The following is a 17251-nucleotide window of genomic DNA, read 5'->3' on the forward strand; positions in this document are numbered from 1 at the left end:
CGAAAAAGTTCTGCACTCGTGAAGATTTAATCCAGTACGACCACACTGTCAGTTCTACCCTCCTCTACCCTGCGTCAAGCTGCAGGACAAAGCGGGTTTTCGACAAACATTCAGCGCCGTTTCTTCTGTAGAACTCAGTTGCCTGACGGTTCCAGTCCGGCGTCTGCCATTCAAGCCGAACGCACCCGGCAGAGTGCGCTTCTTCACGCACCTTCAGGAAAAGTTTCTGGCCGACGCCCCTGCCGCGATATTCCTTCGCAACGAAAAGGCAGTCGAGATGCCCGTAGCGCGCTCCGGACCAGAGCGAATAGTCTGTCGTCAACGCGGCATATCCCGCGATCTGATCTGATTCAGCGACAAGGATCCGAACCGGTGGCTCCTCGACCTGAAGCAGTCGTTCCAACACGCACTTGTCGATAGTGGCTCTCCCGCCCTCATACTGCGCATGATCTCGGATCAACCGGAGAAGTTGCGGGGTATCCTCCAACCGCGCGGTCCGAACCATCATCGGTTGGCTCGCAGCATGCCCACGGCAATTCCGTGGGGGCATTTAGCAACGAAGGCCTGTTTTGAAACTGGGGGCATTTGAAGTTCCGCGTTCAATGTCGACCCGCAGATGTGGCGGAAACCCTGTCTGGGAAGCAATCGGGTTCCAGGACTAAATACGTAAAAATCGTGCCATGATTTCCGGTTGCCCGAACCCTGGGAGGGCCACACCCCTTTCAAATAATACTTAAGTACTCCCACGAATTGAGAACGTTCCCAATCACCGGTAAAAAAGATGCAAGTTTCAAGTGCTCCCATCGCCCAAAACCAAGAACACCGCCCTTGAAGCTGCTTACGACAATAAAAACGGTGTGCCAAAAATGTCTTTAAACATAAGAATTCTTGAGCCATTGGAAACAAGCAGCTGCACAACGCTCGAAGACTTGCAGGAAAAAGGGTACTCACTCTCCAGTTATTGCAAGTCTTGCAATGACCTTAACTCTCTGGAAATTGATTATTGGATCCAGACGCTTGGAAGAGCGTTTCCACTCTACCTCGTCAGCACCAAAATCAATCTGTTCGCGATTGACCAATGTCATCCCGAGACGAGGGTCTGCTGCCTTTCGAGAAGCGCGGAAAACGCCTAGACGCAAGTTCTTCGTCCGGCGACGGTCAATAACACCGCCGGAGCGAGGTCAGCGTTTTACGAGAACGCCCCTTGCAAGCGCTCACACCAAAAGAGCGCTTGCGCCTACCTGATACGTCATCACGTACCTTTCGTATCACCGTTGGTGGTTTCGGCTGCAGCGTGAGTTTCCTCGCTCTGTTCAACGCTCTTCTTGAGAGCACCCAGCATGCTGGCTGCATAAGCAGCGTAGGGACCGATCCAGCGCTCGTGAACTGCTTGAATTGGCAGTGCATCCAGGTGGTTCCACCGCTCCCGCCCACGCCGCTCGACCACCACCAGCCCGGCTTTTTCCAGAACCTTCAGATGCTGCATGACTGTGCAGCGGTCTATCTTCGGCAGCGCCTCGCAAAGGTGGCCTGTGGTTAGCGGACCCTTCTTCAAAAGGTCAAGCATGTGCCTGCGCGCCCTGTGGCCAAGCGCCTTGAAAAGCGCGTCATCCTGATCATCTGTTGACATGTTATATTTTTATAACATAATAGCTCGCAAGGCAACAAGGAACAGGGCCATGGAACTGAAATTCACAGTCGGCGGGAGGATTTCTAAACCCGTCGCGGAGGTGTTTGAGGCTGTCGTCGACCCGGCACAGCTTTCGGAATTCTTCACGACCGGAGGAGCTCGAGGCCGCATCGAAGCGGGTGCGGAGGTGACCTGGGACTTTCATGACTTTCCCGGTGCTTTCCCTGTTCTGGTGCAGGAGGTGGTGCCGAACGAAAAAGTCGTTCTGCAGTGGGAGGCAGGAGATGACGCCCGCACCTGGACGACCGTGACCATCACGTTTCAGGAGCTGGAAGACGGACGCACCTATGTCCGCATCAACGAATTTGGCTGGCCCGGAACCGAAACGGGTCTGAAGTCCTGTTTCGGCAACTGCGAAGGCTGGACGGGTATGCTCTGCGCCATGAAGGTCTGGCTCGAAAACGGCATCAGGCTACGCGACGGATTTTACAAATAGGCAATACGCATTGAAAGGGAATTGGAAATGGAACCGGGCAAGAACATCGCGATCAAGGTGCCGCTGTATCGGTGGGACGAAACCGTAGCCTTTTACCGGGACAAGATCGGGTTGAAGGTGACGCGTGAACTGAAGGACAGCACAGGCTTCTCGTTTGGCCCCATGACATTGTGGATCGACCGCGTGCCGCATCAAAGCCAGACGGACGTCTGGATAGAACTGTTCGATGAGGATCCCACGAATGCCCTTGCGGCTTTGGGATCTCCCAAACGCGATGAACTGGAGCCGCTGACAGATGTCACAGGCCATTGGACATGCGATCCGGCAGGAACCGTCATATTGCTTCGGAAAGGTTCCTGAACTGCCTGGCGTTCCTTGTCGGACGCTCCAGGATTGGCAACAGCGACCAGAGCCAGGACGCCAATCGCCGGTTTTTCAGCCTCCGCTCAGCTGCAAAATGGAGCGCAATCTCTTTGATGCCGGGCGCCCAATTTCAACGACATTGTTCCCATTCGAGAAATGAATGCTGCTGCGTCCGCTAGCGTGCCAATTGACGCGCTGGATCTGTGCGCAGTTCACGATAGTGGAACGATCCAGCCGGTGAAAAGGCGGTGCTGGAAGCCTGGTTTCGAAAACGCGCAGGAGGCCATTGGCGAGGTGTTGCTGACCGTTTTCCAGATAGACGCGGGTATAGTCCCCTTCCGCCCGCAGAAAGGCAACTGCATCGTGGGACACCAGGATCGACGCTGAACTGGTCTTGAATTGAAGCCGACCCTGCGCTGTGACCAAGGTTGGGGACACATTGTTATCCGGAGTGGCCGGAACCGGCGGCAGTCTTTCTCGCAGACGACCAATCGCTGTTTCCAGCCGCTCGGGCTTGACCGGTTTCACAAGGAAATCGAGTGCGGCCACATCAAAGGCGTCGATCGCATATAGATCGTATGCACTGACGACGATCACGAAGGTTTCGGGCGGCAGGTCCGTTGCAAGGTCAAGACCCTTGCCGTTGGTCAGTTCCACATCAAGGAAAACCGCATCCGGGCGGACCTCATGCATCACTTGCCGGGCAGACTCGAGGTCCCCTGCTTCACCACTCACAGCAATGTCGGGAAATTCGGCAAGCATTCGCCTGAGGCCGCGCCTGGCGGAAGGTTCGTCGTCAACCAGAACTACACGGAGCATGCCGGACCTTTCAGCAAGATGCGGGCAACGACCATGCCCTGCCCCTCACGCAGGCTGAACTCGTGCATTTCCGGATAGTAGAGCTGCAGGCGTTTTCTGAGGTTGGCATGACCGATCGATTTCCGTGTCGGGTCCGTTTCCGAAATCTTCCCTGAGTTAGTGACCGAAACCTCGACCTCATCCTTGCCGAGACGGCTGACAGAGACGTGAATGTCGATACGGTTCGACTGATGCTTTAACCCGTGCTTGACCGCATTTTCCACGAGCCCCTGCAGAATCATGTGGGGAACGATCATGTCCCTGACGGTTTCATCGACGCTGACGGTGCATTGTAGCTTGTCTTCAAACCGGATTTCCTGGATGCGCAGATAGGCGTTCATCGCCTCCACTTCTTCCGACAGCGGACAGAGGTCCCGGCGCTGCTGGTTCAGGCAATAGCGCAGGTAACCTGCAATTTCCCTCACCATTTCAAGCGCGGTGTCGGGCCGTTCGTGAATTTCCGAAGCGACGGAATTGAGCGCATTGAACAGGAAGTGAGGCGCCAGTTGCAGCCGCAGCTGTTCCAGTTCGGAACGCATGGCCTCCGCAAGCGCCTCGCTGCGCCGCAACCGCGCGATCCGCGCCTCGTAATCGGACCTCAGGCAGAAATAGGCCAGCATCCAGCCCAGCAGAACCGAAGTGTAATAAACGACCGGCGTCAGAGGCGTGTTGAAGGGCAGGGCTTCAGGAAAAATCAGGTCGCGCAGATACCAGGCTAGATACATCTGCAAGGTGCCACACGCGAGCGAAAACGCCGCCGCCCCCAGGAACACCGGAATCGTGATCAGCCGCTGGACGTTCCGGAGAACATAGTGATGCGCAGCGCTCGTCAGCAGAAAGCCGACCAGGTCCATCGAAAGGGTCAACGTGAACGCAAGCCGGAAGTCGGAGAACGTCACCACCCGGGCGAAAAAGCCATAAACGGCTATGAACAACCAGCCGCCGATTTGAAGTTTCCAGAAGAGATGCTCGGTCTCTGGCTGCAGGCGCTCCTCGTGATGAGACTTACTGACCGCGTGCACGCGGACGTCTTCTTCTGGAGTGGAGACAGTCCTGCGTGTCGTCGCCGGAACGGCTTCATCTAAAAGCATGTTACAAGCAATCTCGTACTGGAAAGGTAACTTTCAATATAGGACCGCTCCGGTGGCGCGGCCCACAATTTCATCGATGATTTCAGCTGGTTCATCGAATTTGCAGTGAAACCAGCTGCCCTGCAACCATAGTTATTCCTGACGAGGAAGAGCAAAAAGTTCCGTCTCAAAACTTTTTAAGCCAATTGTTTCAGGGATATGAAAATGGGCCTCGGCCTTACAACCGAAGGAAAAGACCAGGTCTCCCGTCCTTCGGTCAGAAAAAACATTCGCGTGAAATCGCTGCTGCTGTCCACCGCATCCGTTGCGAGCCTGTGCCTTTCAGCCCCCGCCCTGGCGAATTCGCTGTGCGACCAGTCCGGCGATCCATGGGTTTGCACCTTCAATTCCGGCACGGAGGTCACCGACGTCGATCTGACTGCAACGGGTGCATCCGCTGGCGCCCAGGCCCCTGGCATCACGATCCAGAATTACGGCCAGCAGAATATGGTTATCCCGACCAGCGAGGGCATCTATGCAAACTGGTATGTCGAGTCCAGGGGGGCGGCAGGCGAGGACTCCGGCGCAGCCGGCGCTGGCGGAACAGTTACAATCGTCAATCAGTCAAATATCGACATCAGCGTGTCGGAAGTCAGCCAATTTGCAATGGGCATCTTCGCCCAATCCAGCGGCGGCGAAGGCGATCAATCCAACGGGGATAACAATTCGAACGGCGGCGCGGGCGGCAACGGTGGCTCGGTTCAGGTTACCAACTACGGCATTGCAAGCTATACCGCCATTGGTTACGCCAATTTCGGATTTGCTATTTTCGTTGCCGAAAGCAACGGCGGAACAGGAGGCAACCAGAACAACAGCGTCCTGTCCGACCAATATGGCGGCAAGGGCGGTGACGGCGGCAGCGTCACCGTCAACAACACCGCCCCGAGCAGCTTCACCGTCGGTTCAAGCAGCAACCGCTTTCAGGGGCTTGGAGAAGGCGGCGGGTTCATCGCCAGATCCTTTGGCGGCAGAGGCGGCGATAACAACGGCAATGCCGGTGCTGGTGGAACAGTCACGATCAACAACGCCATGAACGGCGACATCTACTGGGATGTCACCACGGCCGGGGGCGACGGCCTGTTCGTTCTCTATGGGTTAAGCGAAGGCGGCGCCGGGACCGCCTCGACTGACAACAGCGACGACGGCGGCGATGGTGGCAACGGCGGCAACGTCTCGATCACCAACTCAGCCAGGCTCGTCCTCGATGTTACCGGCGGCAGCTACGAACCGAGCGCAGCAATCGGTGCAAAAAGCCTCGGCGGCAAGGGTGGCACCGGCCCCACCAAGGATCATAGCGGCGGCGATGGCGGTACGGCAGGATCCGTGTCGGTATCTCTTCAAGACGGAAAATCCATCGAGACAAGTGGCGCTAATGTGTACGGCGTGCTGGCACAGAGTATCGGCGGTGAAGGCGGAGACGGCGGCGACGGCACGGCTCTCGCCGGCACCGGTGGCGGCGGCGGTTTCGGCGGCGATGCCGGCGCGGTTTCCGTCACTGTCTCAGGCGATACCAGTATTGAGACAAGCGGCGCTTTTTCCGCAGCCATCGCGCTGCACTCCATCGGCGGCGGCGGCGGAACGGGGAGCGATTTTCAGAGTGTTCTCGGCGGTCAGAGCGGCAACGGCGGCAATGGCGGCGATGCCGGAAACGTCACCCTTTCGCTTGGCAATGCAACAGTCTCAACGGCAGCAGACCATGCCTTCGGTGTCGTCGCGCAGTCGATCGCAGGAAGTGGCGGAACCGGCGGGATCGATGCCTCAACCTTGGTTGGACTGGGCGGCGATGGCGCCGGTGGAGGCGCAGCCGGTACCGTAACGGTCAACTCAAGCGCTGACATCACGACCAACGGCTTCAACTCGCTCGGCATCATCGCCCAGTCCATTGGCGGTGGCGGCGGAGCCGCGGGATCTTCCAGCGGGTTTGTCAGCGTTGGTGGCAGCGCTGCCGGATCGACAACGTCAAATGGCAGTTACGTCGGCGTTTCGAATACGCAGAAGGTCACGACCAAAGGCGACTCCTCTACCGGAATCCTTGCGCAATCGATTGGCGGTGGCGGTGGCTCGGGTGGCGATGCCACCGGCACTGTCGGCGTAGGCGGCCAGGGCTCAGCGGGCGGAAAGGGCGGAACGGTCGCCATTCCGAACATCGGAACCATCGTCACCTCCGGCGGCTATTCTCCTGGAGCCATCTTCCAGTCTGTTGGCGGCGGTGGCGGCAACGGCGGCAGCGTGCAAACCCTGTCGACCATCGCCTCCATCGGCGTCGGCGGTTCCGCCGACCTCGGTGGTGACGGCGGCGAGGTCTGCGTCGACAACACCGGCGGATGCGTTTACTCCGACCTTCCCTCACTTCTGGCTGCCACAAGCAACGGCAACGCGCACATCACCACAACCGGCGTATTCGCACCTGGGCTGATCGCCCAGTCCATCGGCGGCGGCGGCGGCAACGGCGGCAGCGTCAAGAATTTCAGCGTCCTTTCGTTCCTCGCCTTCCAGATGGGGGGCAGCGGCGGCGATGGCGGTGACGGGGGAACCGTTTCCCTGACCCAGAACCAGTTTTACGCCGCGACCTCCGGCGCACAGTCGACAGCTGTCCTCGCACAGTCCATCGGTGGTGGTGGGGGCACGGGCGGCAGCGCCAATTACTTTGACGCGACCGTCGGCTTCAACGCAGCCTTTGTTCTCGGCGGCAGCGGCGGCGACGGAGGCGACGGGGACGACGTCACAATCGATCTTTCAAGCGGCACCATCGCCACCGGACTTTCCGCGTCTTCCACCTCCAAATACGCCCCCAACAATGCCACCGGCATTCTGGCGCAATCGATTGGCGGTGGTGGCGGCAATGGCGGCTCGACATCCGCCGGCGATTTTCTGGTTGCCGCTCCAACCGGCACCGGCGTTCCCCTCGCCTTCAACTATGTGGCAACCGTTGGTGGCAACGGCGGCAATGCGGGAGCCGGCGGCGACGTGACCGTCACCTATGATCAACCCTCCAGGCTCACGACAATCGGCGACGCCTCTCACGGAATCCTTGCTCAATCGGTTGGCGGCGGCGGCGGCAACGGCGGCGATGCGTCCGCGCTGACAGCCACGCTTGGCGACAAGGACACTGTGGAATCCACCGCTACCGTTGCTCTGGGGGGCGGCACCGGCAATGTCCTGAGCGACTTCAATATGGATTATGCGTTTACGACATCCGGTGGCGGCAATGGCGGGGAAGTCAACATAACCTTGGGAACCTACGGCTCGTCTTCCAATTCAGGCAGCACCACCGCAACGAAACTGACAAGCCTGGCCCCGGAAAGCACGCTTTTCACTTTCGGCGACGGGGCTCATGGCGTACTGGCGCAATCGATTGGCGGAGGCGGCGGTAACGGCGGCCTGGGCAACAGCAACGCCTATTCGCAAGGCGGTATCGCGTCGCTGGAAGCGAAGATTTCCCTGGGTGGCCAGGGTGGTTCGGGCGGTGACGGCTCCTCCGTCGAGATCCATAACTTTGCCGGCTACACGGTCCAGACGCAGGGATCGGGTTCCAAGGGCCTGGTCGGACAGTCCATCGGTGGTGGTGGCGGCAATTCGCAGGGTGGCACCGTCTACCTTGGCGTTGGCGCCAGCAGCGTCTCCGGCAGCATGTCCCTGGGTGTTGGAGCCATTGGTGGAAGCGGCGGCAACGGCGGTACCATCTACGCCGAACAATACGGCCGCATCGAAACCTTCGGCGGCGACTCGGACGGTGTCGTGCTGCAATCCATCGGCGGCGGCGGCGGGATCGGCGGATCGCTCGGCAATGACGCGTCGTCCCACAAGGTTCTTGACGCCATCGGGGCCTTGAAGAAACAGATCAAGCGCCTGTCGGATGCGGGAGCTTCCTATTCGTTCACGGTCGATGTCGGTGGCGGCGGCGGGTCTGGCGGTGACGGCAATCAGGTCAGATATTACCATGATGGCCAGATCATCACGAAAGGTGCCTGGGCGGACGGGGTCGTGCTGCAATCCATTGGCGGCGGCGGCGGTCAGGGCGGCTCGTCCACCGCCAGCGGCAGCGAAGTCAGTGCCTCCATCGAACTTGCCGTCGGCGGCAGGGGCGGCTCCGGCGGGGACGGCGGTGAAGTCGCCGTCTGGCTGGCAGACGGCAACAGCAATTTCATCAACACGGCAGGTTTTGCAGCCACCGGCATGACGATGCAGTCCATCGGTGGCGGTGGCGGCCAGGGTGGCGACGGCTCGGACAACCAGACCGGCACACTGGCGATCGGTGGCGACGGCGGCGGCACAGGTGGTGCAGGCGGCGATGGCGGCCAGGTTCACACCTATGACACCAGCGCGGTAACGATCACCACCAACGGCAATGATGCTGCTGCTCTGGTTGCCCAATCGATCGGCGGTGGCGGCGGCACCGGCGGGGTCGGCAGCAGTGCGGAGACAACCCGTGTCGACGGTAGCGAGCTGAGCGTCTCTGTTGGCGGTTCTGGCGGTGTGGCCGGCAATGGCGGCACAATCGATCTGGCAATGGACACGACGATTGCCACCTACGGCAACCGCTCTCATGGTGTTCTGCTCCAGTCCATCGGCGGCGGCGGTGGTTATGGCGTCACCGGTAGCGTAGAAGGCGGGCTTGATCTGGCAATTGGCGGCACGGGCGGTGCGGCAGGCAACGGTGACGCGGTGACGTTCCAGCTAACTGGAGGCGCCGGCATCCAGACCCGCGGCGACGGCGCTTTCGGCCTGGTGGCACAATCCATCGGTGGTGGCGGTGGATTGGCGGGCGATGCGACCGGCGGTTCCATGACCAACGCCACCGCGAACCTGACCTCCGGCGGCGCCAGCGGCAATGGTGGCCAGATCACACTGGATATCGACGCGCCGATCACCGTCACGGGTGACGAGTCCATCGGTATTATCGCTCAGTCCATCGGCGGCGGCGGCGGTATATCCGGAACCGGCACCGGCGGCGTGGCTGGCCTCATGTCAACAGACAGCACGGGAACCGCGGGCGCTATCGATCTGGAAATCGCAAGTCAGGTCTATGCCTCCGGATCGCGTTCGTCGGGTGTCTTTGCGCAAAGCCAGGGCGCTGACGGCAACGGCACAATCGGGATCACGGTTGACGGACAAGGCAACGTCCAGGGGGGCACGGATACGGACGCGGCCGCCATCAGGGTCTCCAACGGGCTCAACAACACGCTGGTTCTGAACGACAATGCCATTGTCCAGTCAGGCGCATCTCGCAACGGCACCGACGACACCGGCTCCTATGCGGTCTGGTATACCGGAACGGGCACGACGGCTGACGGGGCAATCCTCAATGTTACCGTCAACGACACTGCGTCTCTTTACGGGGATGTCGTCCTGACCAATGCCGACGGCGGCAGCGCCGGTACAGTCACCAACAACTCACCCAACACCCTTGCTGACGGCTATCTGTACGATGCAAATGTGGTCAACAACGGCCGCTTCGTATTGGGGCGCGCACGCGACCCCGGCAAGACAGTGATTACCGGCAACTTCAAGCAAAGCGCACAAGGGTTTCTGGTCGCGGACATCGACCTGAACAATTTCAATTCCGATTGGCTGGAAGTGCGCGGCGACGCAACGCTCGCGGGAACACTCGGCCTCAAGACCATCAGCCTTCTTCCGGAAAGGAAGACGAAAGTTTTGTCGGTCGGCGGGTCTGTTACAGGCACCCTCACCCCGCAGGACTCTCTCATCTTCGATTACCTGTTCAATCCGGAAGGCTCCGACTATTATTTCCAGGTAACCGGCGCCGACTTTACCCCCAACGGCAAGGTGAAACTAAACCGGGATCAGAAGGCCGTTGCGGAAAACCTGCAGAATATCTGGGATCGCGGCGGCAACAACATCTTCGGAACACTGTTCGGGGCCATTGCCGACGAGGTCGACAATCAATCCGGAAGCTATGCAGACACCCTGAACCAGCTTCTGCCGCGCACCGGGCTTGCTGCCGTCGTCGAACAGACCTTCGAAATGCTGTCCTTCGGCGACAGCCTGATGAGTTGTCCTGTCTTCGAAGGCGATGGCGCAGGCATAACCGAAGGCTCCTGTGGCTGGGCACGCGCAACCGGCGGAACAGGCCACCGCTCAGCCATCGGCAATTCACCGAGCTATAACGCCAATGCGCTGACCTACCAGCTGGGAGGACAACGGGAAATAGCGCCCGGCTGGTTCATCGGTGGCGCTGCTGCCTTTCAGCAAACATGGATTTCACAGGCCTCCGGAACCGTGAAAGGAGACGGCAAGGCGGGGTATCTCGGGGCAAGCCTGAAGCGGGAGATAGGGGCCTGGACCCTTTCGGCCGCTGCCGCTGGCAGTTACGGAGCCACCAGGTTCGACCGTAACCTGTCGATCTCCGATCTTTCCGAGACGATCTCCAGCTCTCCCGATGTGCTGGCTGGCTCCGTCAGAGCACGGATCGCACGCACCTTCGCGGCAACCAACGTCTACGTTAAACCTTATGTCGACTTCGACGCTATCTACTCCAGGGTCGGCGACTACCGGGAAAGCGGAGATTACGGACTTGAATTCGACTCCACCGGCCACTGGAATTTTGCCGCAACGCCTTCTATCGAGATCGGAAGCCGCCTGCGGTACAAGGACGGCAAGGACCTGCGTGTATATGGAAAACTCGGTGTGTCGTTCCTGTCCAGTGACCAATGGGAAACAGATGCACGCTTCACCAACCGCGCAGGGGGAACCGGGTCGTTCAAGACGTCTCTCGAACATGAGGATCTGTTTGCCTCGATCGGGGCCGGCCTTCAGCTCACATCCATTGAAGGGGTCGACCTGCGCCTGGAATACAATGGCCGATTCTCCGAAAATCTGGCCACTAACAGCGGCTCTCTCAGGCTCAGCATTCCGTTTTAAGTTTGGCGTTGGTCGGCAACGCAACCGCAAATGGCCAATCAGACCACGTCTTCCGCATTTCCAAATCGTGCAAGCAGCAACTCGGCACCGCCGTGCTCCTTGAGGGCATTTTCCAGTGCATTCTCATAATCCGGTTGCGCAGTGAGAAAATGTGTACGTCCCTTGTCGGTGAGAACGGTGTAGACACCTCGCTTGTCGTCCGGACAAAGATCACGAACCGTGAAGCCACCCCGCTCCAGACGCTCGACCATGCGTGATACGGAACTCTGGTTCAACTGCAGATGGGCGGCCAGTTCCTGCATTCGCAATTCGGACGTGGGCGATTTGGAGAGGATCTCGAGTGCGCGATAATCCGACAGACCAAGGCCATGCCGGTCTTGCAGGACTTTTGCGAGGTCTGCTTCGACGTTGGCGACCGCGTGGATCAACCTGAGCCACGAACCACTGCTATTGGACATGATCAATCTGGGCCTTTGAGTGTTCTGCGCTTGCGCAGATCATTTGTATGCTCATGCAAGCGCAGAAACAAGTAACTGCCATTAGTCGGAAATGCGGCTCATCGCGGCAAAGTTCTGGAAAGGCCGCATGGCTTTGGGCACGGCCAGCTTGGCCACGCGAGGCGACTGCCAGGCCAACGGATCACTGACAAACAGCCCATAGGAACCTCGATAATCAAAGCCGTGCCTTGCCACTTCATCACGATCGGCGGCAAAGAATACCTGCGCGATGCCTGCATAAAGCGCGCTCATGTAACACATCGCGCAAGGTTCGCCTGACGCAAGCAGAATGGCCCCATGCAGATGTGGAGCTTTAAGCGTGCGGCAAGCGTCGCGGATCGCGTCGACTTCCGCATGCGCGGTCGGATCATGATGATCCCGAACGCGGTTGACACCGCGCCCGATTACTGAGCCATTTCCGTCAACGACAAGAGCGGTGAAGGGAATGCCGCCTTTGTGGACATGATCCACGGAGAAGGCCACGGCCTCCTCCATGAGCTGGTCGAGGCGTTCTGAACGATCCATCCCCATCAGGCTGTCGCCGCAAGCTTCGGGCTGTCGGCCAGCTTCAGCCAGACGACACCTACGATAATGACAGCCAGCCAGACTGCCTGGATCAGTGTCAACGGCTGGTCGAGCAAGAAGCTGCCGAAGACGGCAGCCCCGACCGAGCCGATGCCTGCCCACACCGCATAGCCGATCCCCACGTCGATGGTTCGCAGCGCGGCACTGAGGAAGTAAAGCGTGAGCAGGAAGAAAACGACGGCGGCAATCGACCAGCTCGGAATGGTGAAGGCCTGGCTGCCGCCGACGCTGAGCGCATAGCCGATTTCGAACGCGCTGGCGAGCATCAGCATGCCCCATGCACCGCCATTGCCCTGGGTTTTCTGGAGCGTATCCATGATTTGCTGTTCCTTTTGATCAGAAGAAAATTGGAGGAGATACTTCGTGTTTCAGGTGCTCAGGCAGCACCACTCAGGCGCAGGCCGACAACGCCGCCGATGACGAAGGCAATGCCGAGGCCTTTCTTCCAGTTGAGCTGCTGACCAAAGAACAGCGCCCCCAGGACGACGATCCCGACACCTGAGACGGAGGTCCAGATTGCGTACCCGACACCGACATCGAAGGTGAGGAGCGCAAGGCTCAGGAAGAAGGTGGCGATAGCGCCGCTCACGAGGGTTGCGACGGTCCACCCGAACCGTGTGAACCCCTTTGCATTTCCGGCACTTATTGCGACCGCGATCTCAAAGATCACGGCGATTCCGAGATAAACCCAACTCATTGCATGTTCCTTTCGTAGATTGAGAGTGTGTGAAGGCGGATGCCTTTAGACTTGGCCGCGTCGATTAACGGGACCGGCCGCTATTGCCGGGGGCGCTTTCCAACCGGTCGATTGCCTGAAGCAACTCGTCCAGCGGGGGCACTCCCCGGAAAATCTGATCGCCGACCACGATCGTGGGAACCGACGTGATCGCCATGTCTTCGCGGGCATGGCGCAGTGCTTCACGGTGACGTTCGCGATAGGCCCCGCTTTCGAGAGCCTGCCGGGCTTCATCCGGATCGATCCCTGCTTCCGCAGCCAATGCGACAAGAACCTCGGGATCGCCGATGTCGCGATCCTCCTGGAAGAAGGCGCGCAAGATCCGCATCGAATAGGGATGATCCAACCCCTGATCCTGTGCCAGGGCCAGAAGCTCGAAAGCCTTGTTGGTGCGTGGCTGAGGCGAAATCGACGGCAGCTTGATTGGCACCTGAAGGCTTTCCGCAAGCGGATAAACCGACCGGTTCCAGATCGCCGGAAGGTAAGGATCCTCGGGCTTCAGCGTTGGCACCGGGTCGGGCCGCAATTCATGGGCTCGCCAGGATATCGGGATCTTCCTGTCACCGATCGCCGTCGTCACGACCTGTTCTGCGAGCAGGCAAAAGGGACAGACGTAGTCGGTGTAAACTGTAACGGCACTCATCAGGTAGGCTTTCATTTATTTGTATGTGCATGCAATATAATTAGAGCCTCGCCATCGTCAATATATTTGCATGCGCATGCATGTTTATTTTTGCCTTGCGAGTGAAAAATCTCTTCTTTTTGCCGCTGCCAAAGCCTCACGGAGAGACCGTGCGGCACTGCCAACAGGCGCAGGTGACAGGCGACCCTTGAGAGGTCTCGCAATCGCGGTGGTTCGCCAAAAGTTGTTACAAAGGGATTTTGCTCAAAGGCTCAATCCGCGGGGCAAACAGCGCGACGGAAATGCCCGCAAGGCCAGAGCCCTGCGGCGGCGCCATCCCTCATTGGGAGCGCAAAAGGAATGGAAGAGCAATTTAGCCGGGTCATTAACGCTGCAACACTTCAGGTCATTGGGTGGTCCTGAAGTAGCACCGATCGAACGTTTTATTTAAGTGATATAATTTCTATCAGAATGATCTGTTTAAACGATCATTTTCCCAGCCGCCGCAACATCGATAGTCACGACGGTCGCCAGCGGACAGGAGCCTCTTTGCCAGGAGTTTCCGATCCGCAGACACTCAATTGGACGGCTGGGATATTACGCGTGCAGGAGGGCGTTGCCGGTGTCCCTATCGAACAGGTGGATGTGTTCCGGTTTGATCGAAACGGAGACCGACCGAACGCCATCTTCGACACGAACCGGAGCAGTAATCAGGAGCCCGGGATCCGTGTCGGTGAGCACGTAGGAGACTGCCCCCGTTCTCTCAACGAGCGATACCGGAAGCGTCATTTCATTTCCGGTATCCCCCTGCCCCACCATCAGGTGTTCCGGCCGCAGTCCGACTGTTACCTTCTGACCGGGCAGTTGCAGTCCTTCAAATGCGATCTCCGGTGTCCCGGGAAGAGCAAGACCAACACTCTTGCCCCCCTCCGCTACGACGCCATCGACAAAATTCATCGCCGGGGAGCCGATAAAGCCCGCAACGAACTTGTTCACTGGCCTGTCGTAAAGGTCGAGTGGCGCGCCTTTCTGTTCGATTACCCCGCTTCGCATGACCACCACCTGATCGGCCATTGTCATCGCCTCGATCTGGTCGTGGGTCACATAGACGGACGTCGCACCGAGGCGATTGTGCAGTTGCCGGATTTCGGAGCGCATGTGCACCCGGAGCGCCGCATCCAGATTGGAAAGCGGTTCGTCGAACAGGAACGCCTTCGGGTTGCGGATGATGGCCCGGCCCATGGCAACGCGCTGGCGCTGCCCACCGGAGAGTTGCCGCGGATATCTGTCGAGAAGTTCGCCCAACCCGGTCACGCGGGCAATTTCCTCCACCGCCTTTTCGATTTCGGACTTGGGGCGTCTCCGAAGCCGCATGGAATAGGTCAGATTCTGGCGAACGGTCATGTGCGGATAAAGGGCGTAGGACTGGAACACCATCGCCAGGTCCCGCTCGCGTGGAGCCTTGTCATTGACCGCATCCCCCGCGATCCGCATCGTGCCGCTGGTGATTTTTTCCAGTCCGGCGATGGTGCGCAACAAGGTGGACTTGCCGCATCCCGAAGGCCCGACCAGAGCAACGAATTGTCCCTTGGGGATCTGCAGGCAGACGTCGCGGAGCGCGTGATAGGCGCCATAATATTTCTGGATGTTTTCCAGCTCGATCTGATAGCTCATTTGAGGGCTCCGGAGGTCAGGCCGCTGACGATCTGGCGTTGCAGCAACACAAATATGATGAGAACCGGCGTCACGTAGATCGCGGAGTAGGTCATCACACCGGACCAGTCGGACGTGTTGGGGCCCATGAAGGATTGCAGACCGACGGTCGCCGGCTGTAGCGCCCGCTGCGTGATCAGGGAGCGCGAATAGACATATTCCCCGAAGGACTGCAGGAAGATGAGCACCGACGTCACCAGAATGCCGTTTCTTGCAAGAGGGACGATGATGGACAGGAAGGCACCGATCCGCGAGTTGCCGTCGACCAGCGCGGCTTCTTCCAGCTCCCTTGGAACCTGCAGAAAGGTTGCGCGGCACAGCACGATATAGAGCGGCAGAACCTTCGCCGCCTGCGCCAGTATCACCGATGTTCTTGGCACCTCGTTGAGGCCAACCTGGTTGAAGGCAACGAAAATCGGCGTGATCATCAGGGAAGATGGCAAGACCTGCATCATCAGAACGATGAAGAGCACCACGTCCATCCAGCGGTTGCGGATGCGAGAGAGAACATAGGCACAACCCGTGCCGCAGATGGCGACGATAATCGTCACCCCCGTGGCAATCAGAAGCGAGTTCCAGAGGTAGACGTCCATCTTCAGGCGCGTCCAGACTTCGCCAACCATCCATTGCGGATTTTCCGGCCAGAACGTCGGCGGATTGGCGAAGATTTCCGTGCCGCTTTTCAGGGCAGTGATGTACATCCAGTAAAGCGGGAAGAGATAGAAGCTCACCAGACAGAGCGCGATCGCGGTCAGGCCATATTTTTTCATCATCGCTCGACGCCTCAAGCTAGCTGTTCGTGGCGCGTGGACCGCACGTAGACCGCGGCAACGAAAATCACGAACAGGATCATCAGAACCGAAATCACCGAACCGACGCCAATCTCGTAGTACTGAAACGACAATTGCCAGCTCCAGTACTGGAAGACATTGGAAGCATTCGACGGACCGCCCTGCGTGAGGGCTGCAAACAGGTCGAACTGCTGAAGGGTGAAAATGACACCCAGTGAGATCACCGCTCCGAGCTGGGCGCGCATCATTGGCAAGGTGATGGTGAAAAACCGTTGGATGGCATTCGCACCGTCCATTTCGGCGGCTTCGTAGATATCCTCCGGAATTCCCGCCAGACCGACGGACAACAGGATCATGTTGAACGGAACACCCAGCCAGATGTTGGCGAGGATGACCGAATAAAGGGCCACGTTCGGGTCGGACAGCCAGAAGATACGCTCACCGGTCAGGCCGAGAGACAACAGGACATGGTTGAGAACGCCAAAATCCCCTGCAAGGATCCAGCTCCAGACAGCGCCGACAACAAGAGCCGGCATGATCCAGCCTGCCAGGAACAACCCGCGCAGCCAGGTGCTTCCCGGAAAATTCTGCTGAAAGAACATTGCCAGGGCAAATCCGATGGACAATTGCGCTGCGACCGAGATGCCGACGAATTTCACGGTGTTGAGGAAGATGCCCCAGGCCTCGGGACGTGACAGTACATCAACGTAATTGTCGAGACCGACATAGGGCCTGTCGAAGGATCCGAGTGAAAACAGGTCCACTTCCTGAAACGACATGACGAGGTTGTAAACGAGCGGAAAACCCGAAAACAGAACCAGGTACCCGAGTGCCAGCGTCACGAGGATCGTGTCGAAACCGGCCCCGTCCCGGAACGGTCTGGTAAAGTTGAGCATCCGTCTCCTCCTCCATGGCGGATGAAAAAGGGTGTGCGCTCCCGTCCGGTCG

At 58.9% G+C, this 17251-nt stretch carries 15 protein-coding genes; 3 read left to right on the forward strand and 12 right to left on the reverse strand.

Annotated elements, in window-relative coordinates; genetic code table 11:
- Nucleotides 1-64 precede the first annotated feature (64 nt).
- Together ACVDG9_RS27605 and ACVDG9_RS27610 are read right to left on the reverse strand one after the other, a co-directional pair.
- On the reverse strand, nt 65-406 hold the full coding sequence (locus ACVDG9_RS27605; protein ID WP_447239534.1) for a GNAT family N-acetyltransferase: 342 nt from the start codon (nt 404-406) through the stop codon (nt 65-67).
- An 846-nt stretch (nt 407-1252) separates the two neighbouring features.
- On the reverse strand, nt 1253-1630 hold the full coding sequence (locus ACVDG9_RS27610) for an ArsR/SmtB family transcription factor (RefSeq protein ID WP_075281831.1): 378 nt from the start codon (nt 1628-1630) through the stop codon (nt 1253-1255).
- A gap of 49 nt (nt 1631-1679) precedes the next feature.
- Between ACVDG9_RS27610 and ACVDG9_RS27615 the strand changes: the two genes are divergently transcribed.
- Together ACVDG9_RS27615 and ACVDG9_RS27620 are read left to right on the forward strand one after the other, a co-directional pair.
- Nucleotides 1680-2126 (forward strand): SRPBCC family protein, encoded by a 447-nt coding sequence (locus ACVDG9_RS27615; RefSeq protein ID WP_367021747.1) that lies wholly within the window; start codon nt 1680-1682, stop codon nt 2124-2126.
- 27 nt (nt 2127-2153) lie between these two features.
- The gene (locus ACVDG9_RS27620) at nt 2154-2486 is read left to right on the forward strand and encodes a VOC family protein (RefSeq protein WP_023001524.1); all 333 of its coding nucleotides are present in this window, start codon (nt 2154-2156) and stop codon (nt 2484-2486) included.
- 75 nt (nt 2487-2561) lie between these two features.
- Here the strand turns inward: ACVDG9_RS27620 and ACVDG9_RS27625 are convergent, their stop codons facing one another.
- Together ACVDG9_RS27625 and ACVDG9_RS27630 are read right to left on the reverse strand one after the other, a co-directional pair.
- Nucleotides 2562-3308: a LytR/AlgR family response regulator transcription factor gene (locus ACVDG9_RS27625; RefSeq protein ID WP_447239535.1), complete on the reverse strand. Its 747-nt coding sequence runs from the start codon at nt 3306-3308 to the stop codon at nt 2562-2564.
- Nucleotides 3296-4438 (reverse strand): sensor histidine kinase, encoded by a 1143-nt coding sequence (locus ACVDG9_RS27630; protein ID WP_168687742.1) that lies wholly within the window; start codon nt 4436-4438, stop codon nt 3296-3298. Before ACVDG9_RS27630 ends, ACVDG9_RS27625 begins: the two co-directional genes overlap by 13 nt.
- Before the next feature lie 273 nt (nt 4439-4711).
- Here ACVDG9_RS27630 and ACVDG9_RS27635 point away from each other — a divergent pair, with 273 nt between their 5' ends.
- Complete coding sequence (locus tag ACVDG9_RS27635; RefSeq protein WP_447239536.1) at nt 4712-11359, forward strand: autotransporter outer membrane beta-barrel domain-containing protein; 6648 nt, start codon at nt 4712-4714, stop codon at nt 11357-11359.
- A 38-nt stretch (nt 11360-11397) separates the two neighbouring features.
- Here the strand turns inward: ACVDG9_RS27635 and ACVDG9_RS27640 are convergent, their stop codons facing one another.
- The 8 genes from ACVDG9_RS27640 to ACVDG9_RS27675 form a co-directional block, all read right to left on the reverse strand.
- Nucleotides 11398-11817: a MarR family winged helix-turn-helix transcriptional regulator gene (locus ACVDG9_RS27640; protein WP_447239537.1), complete on the reverse strand. Its 420-nt coding sequence runs from the start codon at nt 11815-11817 to the stop codon at nt 11398-11400.
- Between the two features lie 81 nt (nt 11818-11898).
- Nucleotides 11899-12387, reverse strand: a complete 489-nt coding sequence (locus tag ACVDG9_RS27645; protein ID WP_447239538.1) for a nucleoside deaminase — start codon at nt 12385-12387, stop codon at nt 11899-11901.
- Nucleotides 12387-12758, reverse strand: a complete 372-nt coding sequence (locus ACVDG9_RS27650) for a DMT family transporter (RefSeq protein ID WP_023001531.1) — start codon at nt 12756-12758, stop codon at nt 12387-12389. Before ACVDG9_RS27650 ends, ACVDG9_RS27645 begins: the two co-directional genes overlap by 1 nt.
- Before the next feature lie 59 nt (nt 12759-12817).
- Nucleotides 12818-13138, reverse strand: coding sequence for a DMT family transporter (locus tag ACVDG9_RS27655; protein WP_152507773.1), 321 nt, complete (start codon nt 13136-13138; stop codon nt 12818-12820).
- A 64-nt stretch (nt 13139-13202) separates the two neighbouring features.
- Nucleotides 13203-13820 (reverse strand): DsbA family oxidoreductase, encoded by a 618-nt coding sequence (locus tag ACVDG9_RS27660; RefSeq protein ID WP_447239539.1) that lies wholly within the window; start codon nt 13818-13820, stop codon nt 13203-13205.
- A gap of 576 nt (nt 13821-14396) precedes the next feature.
- Nucleotides 14397-15473 (reverse strand): ABC transporter ATP-binding protein, encoded by a 1077-nt coding sequence (locus ACVDG9_RS27665; RefSeq protein ID WP_228873062.1) that lies wholly within the window; start codon nt 15471-15473, stop codon nt 14397-14399.
- On the reverse strand, nt 15470-16285 hold the full coding sequence (locus tag ACVDG9_RS27670; protein ID WP_447239540.1) for a carbohydrate ABC transporter permease: 816 nt from the start codon (nt 16283-16285) through the stop codon (nt 15470-15472). Before ACVDG9_RS27670 ends, ACVDG9_RS27665 begins: the two co-directional genes overlap by 4 nt.
- An 11-nt stretch (nt 16286-16296) precedes the next feature.
- Nucleotides 16297-17199, reverse strand: coding sequence for a carbohydrate ABC transporter permease (locus ACVDG9_RS27675; RefSeq protein ID WP_023001537.1), 903 nt, complete (start codon nt 17197-17199; stop codon nt 16297-16299).
- Nucleotides 17200-17251 lie beyond the last annotated feature (52 nt).

Source organism: Roseibium sp. RP-7, assembly GCF_053005225.1.

Coding starts and splice junctions, on each gene's coding strand:
- ACVDG9_RS27610 (WP_075281831.1), bottom strand. CDS start 1,630: ATGTCAACAGATGATCAGGATGACGCGCTTTTCAAGGCGCTTGGCCAC.
- ACVDG9_RS27630 (WP_168687742.1), bottom strand. CDS start 4,438: ATGCTTTTAGATGAAGCCGTTCCGGCGACGACACGCAGGACTGTCTCC.
- ACVDG9_RS27615 (WP_367021747.1), top strand. CDS start 1,680: ATGGAACTGAAATTCACAGTCGGCGGGAGGATTTCTAAACCCGTCGCG.
- ACVDG9_RS27625 (WP_447239535.1), bottom strand. CDS start 3,308: ATGCTCCGTGTAGTTCTGGTTGACGACGAACCTTCCGCCAGGCGCGGC.
- ACVDG9_RS27645 (WP_447239538.1), bottom strand. CDS start 12,387: ATGGGGATGGATCGTTCAGAACGCCTCGACCAGCTCATGGAGGAGGCC.
- ACVDG9_RS27675 (WP_023001537.1), bottom strand. CDS start 17,199: ATGCTCAACTTTACCAGACCGTTCCGGGACGGGGCCGGTTTCGACACG.
- ACVDG9_RS27655 (WP_152507773.1), bottom strand. CDS start 13,138: ATGAGTTGGGTTTATCTCGGAATCGCCGTGATCTTTGAGATCGCGGTC.
- ACVDG9_RS27665 (WP_228873062.1), bottom strand. CDS start 15,473: ATGAGCTATCAGATCGAGCTGGAAAACATCCAGAAATATTATGGCGCC.
- ACVDG9_RS27650 (WP_023001531.1), bottom strand. CDS start 12,758: ATGGATACGCTCCAGAAAACCCAGGGCAATGGCGGTGCATGGGGCATG.
- ACVDG9_RS27660 (WP_447239539.1), bottom strand. CDS start 13,820: ATGAGTGCCGTTACAGTTTACACCGACTACGTCTGTCCCTTTTGCCTG.
- ACVDG9_RS27640 (WP_447239537.1), bottom strand. CDS start 11,817: ATGTCCAATAGCAGTGGTTCGTGGCTCAGGTTGATCCACGCGGTCGCC.
- ACVDG9_RS27670 (WP_447239540.1), bottom strand. CDS start 16,285: ATGATGAAAAAATATGGCCTGACCGCGATCGCGCTCTGTCTGGTGAGC.
- ACVDG9_RS27620 (WP_023001524.1), top strand. CDS start 2,154: ATGGAACCGGGCAAGAACATCGCGATCAAGGTGCCGCTGTATCGGTGG.